The sequence below is a fragment of the Bradyrhizobium sp. 2TAF24 genome (genome assembly GCF_052115025.1).
Lineage (GTDB): Bacteria > Pseudomonadota > Alphaproteobacteria > Rhizobiales > Xanthobacteraceae > Bradyrhizobium_A.
The window spans coordinates 267,666-282,315 of record NZ_JBFRFW010000001.1 but is presented as its reverse complement, the minus strand read 5'-3'; the positions used below and the strand labels follow the sequence as shown (position 1 = coordinate 282,315).

The window sequence follows — 14,650 nt, the reverse complement described above, 5'->3', positions numbered from 1 at the left end:
ACGCGTGACTTGCCGCCTGCGGCGCGGGTGGGCGTCAGGAATGTCTCGTGACCACGATGCGGACGAAGTCAGGCAACGGCGTGCGGCCATGGAGCGCTGGTCACGTTGCGTGTTTGCGCTGGTCATGACGGTGGTCGCAGCCATGCTGATACCGGCAGGTGTCGCCCATGCGGGTGACGGCGAGCCCGAGCTGGTCTTCGATATCCCGTCCCAGCCGCTGGAGGCCGCGCTCGACGCCTATGGCGCTGCGAGCCGCATGCAGGTGCTGTACGAAACCGCGCTGACGGCGGGGCGCCGCTCCGCGCCGGTGCTGGGCAGGTTGACCCGTGAGGCTGCGTTGCGGCGGCTGTTGTCGGGCACCGGTCTTGTGTTCAACTTCACGGGCGAGCAGGCGTTTACGCTGGTGCTCGCTCCGCTGCCGGCGCCGAGCCCGCCACTCCCGCCAGCGGCGATCTATCAGCCATTTCTCGGCCGGGTTCAGGCGGAGGTGATGGCCGCGCTGTGCCGTCGGGCGGAAACACGTCCGGGTGCCTCGCGGCTCGCGTTCCAGTTCTGGATCAGTGAGGCCGGTGAGATTCGTGCGCCGCATCTCCTGGCCTCGACCGGCGAAACGGCGCGCGACGCTGCGGTGACCGCTGCGCTCGGGCTGGTCTCGCTCGGCCGGTCGCCGCCGGCCGGCATGCCGCAGCCGGTCACCATGGTGCTGAAGGCCGAATCATCCGGCGGCGATTCCTGCGGGGCGTTGCGGCCATGACGGAGGCCGACAAGGAAACCAGCTGGGCGGCGCTGCGGCAGCTCCTGGTGGAGCGCTACGATCTGCTGCGCCGGCGGTTGACCCGCCGGCTCGGCTCGGCGGACGCCGCGCAGGAGACCCTGCACGAGCTCTATCTGCGGATGGAGCGCAGCGACAATGTCGGGGTTTTGCGGAACCCGACGTCCTATCTCCTGACCAGCGCGGTGAACCTGGCGCGGGACCGCTGGCGGACCGAGGATCGTCGGGCCAGTCGTGTCGATGTCGAGGCGCTGCACGAATTGATCGACGAGAATCCGGGTCCGGACCGGGTGGTCGAAGGCCAGATGACCTTCGAGGCGCTGAGTCGGGCGCTGGCGCGCCTGACGCCGCGACAACGGGAGATTCTGATCGCGGTGCGGTTCGAAGGGCTGATCCAGGCCGACATCGCGGCGCGTCTCGATATTTCACCGCGGCTGGTCCGGCTCGAATTGCAGCGGGCTCTGGAGCTTTGCCAGGACCATGTCGCAAAGAATTTGTGACAAGGCTTGCCGAATGTCGTCCGTCGAGTCGTCTATGAATTGGGAACTACGCCGTGACACCGATGGTCGTCGGCGGCTGGACAGGTGCCGGAACTGACAATGGGACGTGACCCGACGAGCGATGAACTGACGCGCGAGGCCCTCGGTTGGCTGTCGCGCATCAGCCTCGGCGAGGCCACGCAAGACGATCTCGCCGAGCTGCGGCAGTGGCGAGACCGCAGCACGGCCCACGCCGCGGCACTGGCCGAGGCGGGGCGGCTGTGGCGAGGACTGGAATTGCCCGTCGCTGCGCTGGCGCGTGAGCAGACGGCGGTACGCCGCCGCGGATTCCAGGTGAGCCGCCGGGCTTTCGTTGGTGGCGGCATGGCCGCCGCGGCCGCCGCGGCGGGCGCCATGATGGTGCGGCCGCCGCTCGGGCTGTGGCCGTCGATCACGGAGCTTGCAGCGGATCACCGCACCGGCACGGGCGAACAACTGCATGTCGCGGTGGGGGAGGCCGTCTCCGTCGACCTCAACACCCGGACCAGCATCGCGCTGCGAGGCGCGTCGCAGGACGGGGCGATGGAGTTGCTCGCGGGCGAGGCCGCGGTGGTGGTGGATGGCCGGGCGTCGCAGCCGTTCGTGGTTACGGCGGCGGACGGGCATATCACCGCGTCGCGCGCCAGTTTCAATGTGCGGCGGACCGGACCGCGCGTTGATCTCACCTGCATCGATGGCGAGGTCGCGGTGGCCTGCAACGGTCGCCACGTGATCGCGCACACGGCTGAGCGCGTGACGTATGATGATCGCGGGATGAGCGAGGCGATCGCAACCGATCCTGCGACGGTGACCGCTTGGCGCGACGGCATGCTGGTGTTTCGCAATGCACCGCTTGCCGACGTGATCGACGAGGTCAACCGCTATCGGCCGGGCCGCATCGTGCTGCTCGATGGCAAGCTCGGCCAGCGAGTTGTCACGGCGCGGTTCGAGATCAAGCGTCTCGACACCGTGATGGGACAGATCGCGGCGGTGTTCAAGGCGCCGGTCCGAACCTTGCCTGGCGGTCTCGTTCTCGTCGGCTGATCGGGGCTTCCGCCATCATGCGTTTCGGTGGAGCGGTGTCACGGAACTGACACCTGGCTCACATCGTATCGAAGCGAGTTTCACCCAAAAAAAGATTCCGCTTCGCGCATCGTCATCTCGTCCACGGCATGGGGAGATGATTGCGGCGCGCGCCCGCATCGTTCCCGGGCCGGACCTGTCCGGCAGTCCGTTCGATGACGCGTTACGTGAAAGGCCGGTCATGCCGCACTCTGCTTATGCATCCTCTCCTGCTCGTCAGACCTGGGGGCGTCTGTCCGATGCGCAGCGGCGTGCGGGTCTTCTGCTCGGTGTGAGTGTGGTCGCGCTGGCGGCGACGTTGCAACCGGCCCGTGCAGCGCAACTCGGCGGCGGCGTCGGCATTCCCGCGACGACCTACGCCACCGACGCCGCGGCCCTGGCCGCGCAGCAGGCGGCGGCCGCGGCCCAGCAAGGCCAGAGCGCGATGCGTCGATCAATCGAAGCGATCCAGGCGATGCAAGGTGCACAAGCTGCGGCGCGTGCTGCTGCAGCAGCGGCTCAGCGTTCGACGACGCTGCCGCAGGTGGTGGTGCCGAATGGTCTCGCTGCCGGCGGCTTGCAGGTCGCGCCCAACGCAACATGGAGCGGCGCTAATGCGCCGGTGCAGAGCGCGGCCGGCAGCGGCACGACCGTCACCATCAACCAGACCGCGCCGCAGGCGATCCTGAACTGGCAGACGTTCAACGTCGGCGCGCAGACCACGGTCAATTTCAACCAGCAGGCGGCGACCTGGACCGCACTGAACCGAGTCGTCGGCAACACCGGCCCGAGCCAGATCCTTGGCCAGATCAATGCGCCGGGGCAGGTGCTGGTCATCAACCAGAACGGCATCATCTTCGGCGGCGCCAGCCAGATCAATGTCGGCTCGCTGATCGCCTCGACGGCGAACAGCACGGGCCTCTACTCACAGTCGGGCGGCAGCAGTCTGGTGCCGAGCTTCACGGGCGCTGGGGCTAAGATCATCGTCGAGAACGGTGCCCTGATCACGACGAACGCCCCGGCGTCCGTCACCTCCGGCGGCGGCTTCGTGGCGCTGCTCGGCACCGAGGTGCACAACGCTGGCACCATCGCCACGCCCAAGGGGCAGACCATTCTCGCGGCCGGCGACGACTTCGTTCTGAGGCCGGGCTACAGCAGCGACGGCAACAAGTTCTCGACCACCAACGGCAATGAGATCGCGCCCGTCATTCGTGCGGGGAGCGCCAGCGGTACCGTCGGCAATACCGGCCTGATCTTCTCCCAGCAGGGCGACATCACCCTGGCCGGCCGCACGCTGACCCAGGATGGCATGCTCGTGTCGACCACCTCGGTCAATCAGCGCGGCACCATCCATCTGCTCAATTCGGCGAGCGATGCGAGTGGCAGCGTGACGCTGACCGGTAACAGCCTGAGCGTGATCCTGCCGGAGACGAACTATGTTGCCTCGCAACTGCCGGGGACCGACGGCAATGCAACCGCGCTGAACTCCCAGCGCGATGCGCTGATCGCGGCATCCGGGCGCAACACGCTGGCCAGCGGCCAGTTCGACAATCTGTCGCAGCTTGCCGATCGCAAGGATCAGTCCCGCGTCGAGATCGTCACCGGCGGTCTGGTGAACTTCCAGAGTGGCTCCGTCACCATGGCCCAGGGTGGCCAGATCGCCGTGTCCGCCGGCAAGCGCGTGTTCACGGGAAATGGCGCGACGCTCGACGTCTCCGGCGTGCGGGGCATGCTGCTGCCGATGGATGCCAACGCCGTCAGCATCAACATCCAGGGCAACGAACTGCGCGACTCGCCGCAGAACCGCGACAGCGGCGCGTTGTTCAACCAGAATCTTTGGATCGACGCGCGGACCTTGACGCTTGTGCCGGCCGGCACGGGCGGCTACGCCACCGATCGCTACTATACGGCGGGTGGCCTGCTCGAGGTTTCGGGCTATCTCGGCAACACCAGGCACGTCATCGGTGAGTGGGCTGCGGTTGGTGGCACCATCACGCTGTCGGCGCCGGAAGTGGTGGCGCAGCCGGGCTCGATCTTCAACATCTCCGGCGGCTCGGTCACGTATCAGGGTGGCTTCCTGCCGCAGACCTTCGTGCTTGGCAGCGACGGTCGCGTCTACAATGTCAACACCGCACCGGCCAATCTGACCTACTCCGCCGTGGTGAACGGTTTCGTGGTGCTGCACAACCAGGGCGGCAAGAACGATCCGAAGCTGACCGAGATCTACGCGAGCCCCCTGGGCTTCGGCGGCAGCGTTTGGCAGGACGGCTACACGGTCGGCCGTGACGCCGGTCAGCTCATTCTGTCGACGCCGACCTCGCTGTTCGAGGGCCAGATCATCGCCGACACGATCACCGGCCTGCGGCAGGCCAATGCACGGCCCGTCAGCGTGACCGACGGCTACAAGCTGACCCAGAACACCGCGCCGCTCGCGGGCACGCTGGCGCTCGGCCAGTACAGCGGCCCGGGACTGACGGGAGCCTACAAGACCGATGTGAAATTCGGTGCCGTCGCCTCGATCACCGGCGATCTCACGGCGTCCGGTGCACTACCGGCCGATCGCGCCCATACCGGCTGGTTCGACGCGTCGTCGGTCAGCGGCTTCAACCTTGGCGGTCTCAACATTGCCTCCGCCGACACGATCACTGTCGCCGCGCCGCTGCAATTCGCTCCGGGCGCACAGGTTCGGCTCGTCGCCCCGAATGTCAATGTCAACGCAGGCATCACCGCCCATTCCGGCAGTGTCACCGTCAGCAATATCCTGAGCGGCGCGACCGGCACGATTTCGCTGACGAATGCGGATGGCGGCGCACAGCTGACCCTGGCGCAGGGTGTCGCCATCGACGCCAGCGGCGTGTGGCTGAATGGCGCAACTGATCCGGCCGGCCTGTCGAATCTCGCTTTCCTCAACGGCGGCAACGTCACTTTCGACTCGACCGGGAACGTGACGCTGGCAGCCGGCAGCCTGATCGACGTGTCGTCCGGCGGCGCCATCCTCGCGAGCGGCAAGACGCAGGGCGGCAAGGGCGGCAATGTCACCATCAAGGTCGGCGATATTCAGCAGGATGCTTCATCGGGCGACGGCACGCTGGTGCTTGGCGGCAATATCCGGGCCTACGGCGTCAGCGGTGGCGGTGCGCTGACGATCTCCTCGCCCGGCAATCTCATCATCGGTGAGGATGCCGATTTCGCAGCCGGCATCCTGCCGGCGGGCAAACCGGCGCCCACCAGTGTGAAGCTCAAGCAGGCGTTGACCATTCCGGCCGGCCAGCCATTGCCCGCGGCGTTGACCTTGACCTTCACCAGCATTCCCCTGGATACGCCGACGACGATTCCCTACCAACTCGGCGCAGCCGTGCCGACCGTGCCGACCGGTGCCGACTGGACTATCCCTCGTGGTGTCAGCATCCACGATACCGGGGGAAATCTGTACAATGTGGATAACGGCGCGACCGTCATGCCTGCGGGAACCGTCATCCGGGATTGGAATGGTGCAATTCCGGTCAACACGACGACGATCACGTCGGCGATCTTTCCCAACGGTTTTCCGGTTCAACCTTATCAGACCACCTTTGCGGCCGGATCGATTCAACCGAGCGCGATGACTTATCAGGTCGGCGCCATTATTGCGGCGGGCGCCGTTCTGCCGCAGACGGTGGCCATTGCAGCCGCGCCTGTGCTCAGCCCGTCGTTCTTCTCCGCCGGATTCTCGAACTACACCGTCAATGGCGCGCAGGGCGTCGCCGTCACCACCAACACCATCCTGAACCCGGTTATGCCGGTGTACCGGTTTACGGCTGACAGCTTTGCCGTGCCGTCCGGCAGCCGTCCGTCGTCGGCGTTGTCGCTATGGACGCCGCCTGTCTTCATCGAGAATCCTGTTGCTGCCACGCTGACCCAGCGCGGTGGCGTCAGCCTGATGTTGCAGTCCAATATCCAGGGCGGCACGGGCGGCGGCGCCATTGTCATCGGCGCGGGGGCATCCATCACTGTCGATCCCGGGCAGAGCATCGCACTCAGCAGCTTCGGGCAGACCACAGTATATGGCAATCTTACCGCACATGGCGGCAGCATCAACCTCGCCAACATCGCGGATGGCACCCAGTTCGACGCCGCTCGCAATTTCGATGCGTACGGCAATGGCCGCGGTATTTCGATCTGGGTGGATTCCGCGGCGCACCTCGACGTCTCCGGCCTGCCTTACCAGACCGCGGACGCTGCCGGTCGTGCCTACGGCAAGGCCACCGATGGTGGCTCGATCGCGATCAATGGCGGTGGCGCATTCGTGCTGATCCGCCCCGGCGCCGAGCTTAACGCCGATGGCTCGCGCATCGCGATCGATCTGGCTGCGGGGAGCAACCGCGCCAGCCAGCCGCTGGGCTGGGCGACCAATGGCGGCGCGATCACGCTGTCCTCGAGCAGCGGGCTTTATCTCGACGGCAACATGCATGCCTTCGCCGGCGGGGCGAATGCGTCCGGCGGCAGCCTCTCGATTGCCCTCAACACACCGATCTTCCGGGGCGATTCCTTTCCGTACGGCCTGCCGTCCAACATCTTCGGTCCCAGCAAACTGACGGTGACACAGACCTATCAGCCGTCGCCGCTTCCAGCGGATATTGCACCCGGCTTGGATGCGTCGTCCCTGACGTTCGGGCAAGGCGCGGTGAGCGTGGCCAGGATCAAGGCCGGCGGTTTCGACAGCCTGGTTCTGAATTCGGGCGACTACATGCAGTTCATGGGCGACATCGCGCTGTCGTTGGGCCGCAGCCTCACTTTGTCGGCAAGCGCCTTCACGTCGGGCGCCATGTCGGCCACGCCGGCGGTTTCGAGTAGCAAGGTTTTGGTTTCCGCACCCTACATACTGCTGAATGGCACCATCATCGACGTCAAGGATCCCAATGTCCGTGCTTTCGGCAACCCGAACGCAGGCGGGGCAATCACCAACGCCAAGTTCGAAGCCGATGCGCAGCAGATCGATATTCAGGGTCCGGTGCAGTTCGCGACCAGTCTGGGTGTCTACGATTCCACGACCAATCTGACCACCTATAGCTATGCGCCGGGGTTCCTGACGACGATCTTGAGGAGCCAGGGCGATATCCGCTTCCTGTCGTCGAGCACCCCGCAGGGGACACAGCTCACGACCGACTGGAATCTCGATCTCGAGGCGGCACAGATCTATCCCGCCACCAAGGCCCTTGCGACCGTGATTGCCGGCCTGCGCGGCAACGATCCGACCGTGGCGCTCGGTCCCAATTCGAACGTGACGCTGACGATCGGCCGTACCACCAGTTCGATTCCCGATGCGCCCCTGTCTGTGTTTGGCAATCTCACCTTGACCGCGCCCCGCGTCGAGCAGGGCGGCATCGTGCGGGCGCCTTTCGGCGGCATCGTTCTGGGCACGGGCAATGCGCCCCTGACCAGTCGGGTCGACCTGCTGCCTGGCAGCTTGACGTCGGTGTCGATGGCCGGCGTGACCATTCCCTATGGCGGGACGGCTGACGGCGTCACCTACAGCTACAATGGCGTCGCGGTGAAGGCCATGGACCTCACCAATTTCAGCAACGTCGGATATCAATCCAGTGTCACGCTCGACGCGCAGTCGGTCAACGTGGCCGCCGGCGCGACGATCGACCTGTCCGGAGGCGGCAAGCTCAGCGGCGCGGGCTTCATCTCCGGACGGGGTGGTTCGCTCAACATCCTCAATACCCCGCTCGTCAATGCCAATCCGACGACGCCCGTCAGCCAGGCTACGGACAGGGTTTATGCCATCGTTCCCGGTTACGCCTCCGGCTATGCGCCGGTCGCTCCCGAGAACGGCGCAGGCGATCCCGTGGTCGGGCAACAGATCACCGTCCCGGCCGGCGTGCCGGGGCTTGCAGCAGGCACCTACACCTTGCTGCCATCGAACTACGCGCTTCTCCCGGGCGCCTACCGGATCGAACTCGCAAGCAGCAGCGCAAATCCAGCGATCGGTCCGACGGCCATCGGCAACGGCACCTACGTGGCGTCGGTCTCCACCGGCATCGCCAATACGGCGATCCGGAGCAGCCTGCCGGTGACGGCGCTGATTACTGCAGGGGCGTCGGTTCGCCACTACTCGCAGTACAACGAGCAGAGCTACAGCGAATTCTTTATCGCGAACGCAGCGCAGTTCGGCGCGCAGCGTCCGCTGCTGCCAGCCGACGGCAAGACGCTGAATCTGAAATTCGAGCCGCCTGCGCCGGGCACGACAGCGTCCGCGCTCTCATTCGGCGGCACCACGCTGTTCCAGGGCGCACCGGGCGGGGCGGCCGGCCAGGTCGGGCTGATGAATGTCGACGAAATCTATACCGATCCCGCGACCGCGGCATTCGCGGGGGTTGCGCTCCGTGCGGCCGACATCAACGCCATCAAGGCGCCGCGGCTGTTCGTCAACGGCACGGTTGGGATCGTCAATGGCGTGATGATATTCGATCAGCCTTATCGCTATGGCGGATACAATCTTTCCATTCGCGACGGCGTCAGCCTGTCCGCCGGCGAAATCTTCATCATCGGCAACAATATCACGATCGGCAACGACGTGACGCTGAGCACGGTTGGGCAGGGCGCGGCGCTCGCTGATTCCACATTGACCGGGGTAAGCTACTCGCCCAACGGTCTCACGGTCCTCGCGCTGTCCAACGGCAACCTCAATTTCCTCGGGGCGACCCCCGGCTCGTTCGGCAGCGCTGCGGGCACGATCACGGTGGGCGCGGGGTCGTCGCTGTTCTCAGAAGGCACGCTGGCTTTTGCGAGCACCGGCGCATCGAGCCTCGATCCATCGGCTCACTTCGGATCGCGCAACATCGCGCTCGCGGTCGGCACTCTCAACATCGGCGATGCTGCGACGATCGCGGCGGCAGGGGCCCCGGCCGGCGTCCTGTTCAACCAGGCGCTGTTCAACATGCTGGTCAATGGTGACCCCGCCCATGGCGCGCCCGCACTGCAGACCATCACGTTCAGTGCCGCAAACGCCATCAACCTGTTCGGCTCGGCCGGTCTCGATGCGACCGCTTCCGGGATCAACCTGACCTTCAACGCGCCGGCGGTCTACGGCTACGGTTCGGCGGGCGACAGCGCAACCATCGCCGCCGGCAAGATTACCTGGAACGGCATCGCCGGCGCCACGCCGCCTCAGATTGCGCCCGGAGGGCCGGGCACCGGAGCGGGCACGCTCAATCTCGTCGCCGGCGAGATCGACTTCGGCCAGTTTTCGCCGTTGAATTCCGCCTCGGTGAGCCGCGTTGTCTACGGCTTCGGCAATGTCAATCTGATCGCCAGTTCGAAGATCGTTTCGGCGGGCAACAGCTCGCTGTACGTCTACCAGGCGCCGAGCTCCGATCCCGCGGCAGTGTTCGGCCAGAGCGGCACCGGCGGCAACCTGACGCTATCGACGCCGCTGCTCACCGGCGCGCAGAAGTCGGTCATGGCGTATGCCACCGGCGGCGCGCTCAATGTCGTCACGCCCGCCGGCATCGCGCCGAGCGCGGTGCGCACCATGGTGGCCGGCGCCGAGATCGACCTCACCGGTGACCACGTCGCCATCGCCAGCACCATCCTGCTGCCGAGCGGCAAGCTGGTCGTCAACGCCACCAACGACATCGCCCTGAATGCCGGAGCACGCCTCGATCTCAGCGGCCAGCCGTCGATGATCCAGAAGGCAACCGTCTACGGCTTCGGCGGCACGCTCATCCTCAACAGCGCCCAGGGCGGCGTCACCCAGGCGGCCGGGTCGGTGGTCGACGTGTCGGCCATCAATGCCGGCGCGGGCTCGGTCACGATCGCGGCAGCCAACGGACAGGTCGCGCTCGGTGGCGTGCTGAACGGCAGTGCCACAGGGCGCGCCGCCAGCGGCGCATTCACTGTCACAGCCGGGACGCTCGCCGACTTCGCAGGGCTCAACGCCACCCTCAACCAGGGCGGCTTCTTCGAGAGCCGCAGCTTCGACATCAAGACTGGCGATCTCTCCATCGGCGACGGCGTCAGGGCGCACAATGTCACCGTCTCGGTCGACGGTGGCAGCCTGACCGTCGCCGGCACCATCGATGCCTCCGGCGCGGCGCCCGGCACCATTCGCCTGTCGGGAATGAACGGGCTGACATTGGCCTCGAATGCTGTGCTCGATGTCCACGGCACGGTGCTGCAGGTCGACAGCTACGGCCAGCCGATCGAAGCCAAGAATCGCGGTCATATCGAACTCACCGCGGCCGGGGGTACGCTTACCTTGTCGTCCGGGGCGACGATGGATCTCAGCACCCCGGACGGTGTGGCCTACGGCGATGTGGTCCTGAACGCACAGCGCACCGCGGAAACCTCGGGCGATATCGCCATCGCCGCTGCTGGACCGCTCACGATCAGGGGCGCGCGCAGCATCGCGCTCAACGCCTTCTGGACCTATGATCTGCCTGGCGGCAGCACCATCAGCCAGGGCACGCTCGACGGCTACGATATCGCGAGCACGGCGTTCATGAATGCCGCGCTTGCCAGCGGCACGCTGCCCGGCAAGATCAGTGGCCTGTCCGCCTACGGCAGTGCGTTCCATCTGCGGCCGGGTGTCCAGATCACGTCGAGTGGCGATCTCTCGACATCGGGCGATATCGATCTTGCGAAATATCGCTACGGCGCCAACGCTAATCGCGATAAGACGTCTAGCAGCTACGGCGCGGGAGAGCCGCTGGCTCTGGTCATCCGCGCGAGCGGCAACGTGACTGTCAATGGCAGCATCTCAGACGGCTTCATGGATGGTGTTGGACAGCCATCTACCAATCGCGCCATTTTAGCTTCTGAAGTATCCGGTAGTTCTCTTTTCACCAGCTCTGCGGTGTACTGGCGACTCGCTGCGGGCCAAACGGCCATTGTAACCGCGCCGGGAGGTTGGACTGTTCCGAAAACGTTGACTGGAGGTCCGCTGGCGCTTCCTTTCCGGCCGCAAGCTGCCGATGGCACCATCTATTCGTCGGGATCGGTCATTCCGTATAACACCAAGTTGACGCGCCTTTTGATCCCCAAAGGCATCGAGAACTCCGTCGTCGGCTTGTCTCTTGTGATCGCGGGCAGTCCGCCTCCTGCCGCGACGACCCCGCGCGCGGCCTTGTTGCCCGCAGGCTCACTCTCCGCGTCGATCCGCCTGGTGGCCGGCGCCGACCTCGCGGCAGCAGACCAGCGTGTGCTTCAGACCACGCGGGCGCTCAACGGCGGCGGCAATCTCACGCTCAGCGATCAAAATTATAGTTCGTCGAACAACGGCACGTACTTCAGCGTGCTTCGCACCGGGACCGGAAGTCTCGAATTGCTTGCCGGGGGAAGCTTCAGCGAGGCGACGCCTTATGGCGTCTACACCGCAGGTACTCAATCGGCGCCGGTCCTGTCCGCGGATGGCAGCAATCCCTACAACCTGATCGGCACCGCGAGCGGTGGCCTCCTGCAGGCGTGGTATCCGGAGCACGGCGGCGACCTGCTGCTGTCGGCACAGCAGGATGTTACCGGCTTTATTCAGATCGCCGACAGGCAGAACCGTTGGGTCGATTCCGATCAGTCCGGCAACTGGCTCGGGCGCCAGGGCGGCACCGTGGTGTCGTCGGATCCCGCGGCATGGTGGATCAACTTCGGCAGGATGGCGAAGGCGGATCCGAATGCTCCTTCGTCGTCGCTGATCGGCTTCCAGGGCATCGGCACGCTCGGCGGCGGCAACCTGACTGTGGTTGCCGGACGCAACGCGGGGGCCAACAATCTCAGCGGAGACCAGCACGTATCCCTGGGCCTCGATCTCGTGGTGGCGTCGACAGGCCGGATCCTGGCAGATGGCTCGTTGCTCCAGACGGGCGGCGGTGATCTCAGGCTCAGCGTCGGCGGCACCCTCAATGGCATCGATCCGAACGTCACGCGTATCCAGAATCTGATCCCCGATTATTTCGGTGCAGTAACCGACTTGCGTGGCAATATTTCTGTCAACGCGGGGTCGGTCGGCGCCATCGCGCAGCAGCCGGGAGCCGTTGCTGGTTCGGTCGATCCGAGGCCGGTCGGTCCCACGGTCTTCAGGTCCGCGTTGTTCACGCCGGGACCGATCCTTGCTCCGGGCGATGGCAGCGTCAGCGTGACGGCGAGGGGCGATCTCATCGTCGGTGGCGCGAGCGATGCGGGCATGGTCGACATTCCCGACGTCAACGGCACGCCCTATCATCAGGTCGATACGACCTTCGTCCTGCAGGGCGGTTCGAGCCGTTTCACGCTGTGGACCCAGCAGAGTGCGATCAACGTCTATAGCGCGGGCGGCGATGCAGCCGCCCTGGGAGGAAACGGCAACAAGCTTGCCATCTATCCCGGTACGCTCACGATGACGGCGGCCAATGGCGATCTCCGCTTTGGCGGAGCCGGTCTGCCGATTGAATTGATGCCATCGCCGATGGGCCAGCTGGAGCTGCTGGCGTCAGGCTCGATCTATGGGCAAGGGCAGGTGATCGGCTTGTCCGGCGCAGACATCAGCCTGCTGGCGACGCCGCTCCATCCGGTGTTCTCGTCCAAGCTGACGACGAACGCGAGTCCGACGGCGCCCTACCAGCTTTCAAACAACAACCCGATCGCATTCGGTCCGGATACGCCGCTGACCAATCTTCATGCCGGCGACGACCAGCCCGCATTGGTCTATGCCGGCGTCGATATCGACGACCTGACACTTGGGCAGGTCGGTCAGGTGTACAGGCAAGGGTCGTTCGTGCCGACATTGGCGACCTGGTACATGGCGGCCAAGCCGTTCGAGGTGATCGCGGGGCGTGACATCGTCGGCACCGGCAAGGTCGCCAGCGCGTTCCTCAATATAAACGCCAACGACATCACGCTCATCCAGGCCGGGCGCGACATCATCTACGATTCGGTAACCGTCGCGGGCCCGGGGCTGCTTCAGGTGCAGGCCGGACGCAATCTGTACCAGGGCTACTATGGCGCGCTGGTCAGTGCGGGCGATCTGGTCAACCCGGCCAACAGTGCGGGGGGCGCAGGCGTCGTCACCCTGGCCGGTGTTGGCGCGGGCGGTCCTGACTATGCCGCTTTCGCGAGGCTGTATTTCAACGCCGCCAACCAGTTGCCGGGGGACGGTACGCCGCTCGCCGGCAGCGGCAAGGTGGCTCACGCCTACGATCAGGAACTGCTGACGTGGCTGCAGCAGCGCTTCGGCTACAAGGGAACGGCGGCCGACGCGCTCGGCTATTTCCTGACGCTGCCGGCGGAGCAGCAGGGCGTGTTCGTCCGGCAAGTCTACTATGCAGAGCTTACCGCCAGCGGCCGCGAATACAACGACGCGAACGGTCCGCGACCGGGAAGCTACCTGCGCGGACGCGAGGCGATTGCAAGCCTATTCCCGAACCAGGATGCGCAGGGCAAGCCGATCACCTATTCGGGTAACGTCACCATATTTAGTGGCTACATACCGGACGTCTTGGACACAACGAAAACCGTGCTCACCGACGGCGGCATCAGGACCCAGTTCGGCGGAGGCATCGAGGTCCTGGCGCCCGGCGGGAAGGTCCTCGTCGGTGTCGAGGGCATCACGCCCGGCGCTGCAGCGGGTCTCATCACGCAAGGCGCGGGCGATATCGACGTCTATTCGCTCGGCAGCGTGCTGCTCGGCCAGAGCCGCGTCATGACCACCTTTGGCGGCAACATCATGGTGTGGTCGGCGCAGGGCGACATCAACGCCGGCCGTGGTTCGAAGACGACGACCATCTTCACGCCGCCGAGGCGCGTCTACGATGCGTATGGCAATGTGACATTGGCGCCGGTGGCGCCGGCATCAGGTGCGGGCTTTGCGACCCTGCAGCCGATCCCGCAGGTGCCGCGCGGCAATATCGACCTCGTGGCGCCGCTTGGCACCATCGATCTCGGCGAAGCGGGCGTTCGATTCTCCGGCAATCTCAACCTGGCCGCGCTTCAGGTGCTGAATGCGGCCAACCTCAGCGGGCAGGGCTCGGTGACCGGCGTTCCTACGGTGCAGGGGCCGCCGACGGCGGCGCTGACCGCGGCGTCGAACACCACCGCGGCTACTCAGCAGGCCGCGCCGCCACCGCCGCGCAACGAGGGCCAGCCGTCGATCATCATGGTCGAGGTGCTCGGCTATGGCGGCGGCAGCGGCGATCAGAACGACGACAAGAAGCGTCGCGAAGCGCCGGAGCAGCACAGCTACAATGCCGACAGCCGCCTGCAGGTGGTGGGGCTCGGACGGTTGACCGAGGAGCAGAAGCGCCAGCTCACCGACGAGGAGCAGGGCGGGCTCGCGATCCGCTGAGAC

General features: G+C 65.8%; 4 protein-coding genes. All 4 read left to right on the top strand.

Annotation, left to right across the window (positions count from 1 at the left end; all coding sequences use genetic code 11):
• Positions 1–40 precede the first annotated feature (40 nt).
• Entirely contained in the window at positions 41–754 is a 714-nt protein-coding gene (locus AB4Z37_RS01210; protein ID WP_441514850.1) for an STN domain-containing protein, read from the top strand.
• Positions 751–1,272: an RNA polymerase sigma factor gene (locus tag AB4Z37_RS01205; protein ID WP_441514849.1), complete on the top strand. Its 522-nt coding sequence runs from the start codon at positions 751–753 to the stop codon at positions 1,270–1,272. The genes AB4Z37_RS01210 and AB4Z37_RS01205 overlap by 4 nt, the downstream gene beginning before the upstream one ends.
• A gap of 99 nt (positions 1,273–1,371) precedes the next feature.
• Entirely contained in the window at positions 1,372–2,334 is a 963-nt protein-coding gene (locus tag AB4Z37_RS01200; protein WP_441514848.1) for a FecR family protein, read from the top strand.
• A gap of 220 nt (positions 2,335–2,554) precedes the next feature.
• Positions 2,555–14,647, top strand: a complete 12,093-nt coding sequence (locus AB4Z37_RS01195) for a filamentous haemagglutinin family protein (protein ID WP_441514847.1) — start codon at positions 2,555–2,557, stop codon at positions 14,645–14,647.
• The last annotated feature ends 3 nt before the right edge of the window (positions 14,648–14,650 follow it).

What these genes read in the sequence shown, in the direction of transcription:
- AB4Z37_RS01210 (WP_441514850.1), top strand. Translation starts at nt 41, where the DNA reads ATGTCTCGTGACCACGATGCGGACGAAGTCAGGCAACGGCGTGCGGCC.
- AB4Z37_RS01205 (WP_441514849.1), top strand. Translation starts at nt 751, where the DNA reads ATGACGGAGGCCGACAAGGAAACCAGCTGGGCGGCGCTGCGGCAGCTC.
- AB4Z37_RS01200 (WP_441514848.1), top strand. Translation starts at nt 1,372, where the DNA reads ATGGGACGTGACCCGACGAGCGATGAACTGACGCGCGAGGCCCTCGGT.
- AB4Z37_RS01195 (WP_441514847.1), top strand. Translation starts at nt 2,555, where the DNA reads ATGCCGCACTCTGCTTATGCATCCTCTCCTGCTCGTCAGACCTGGGGG.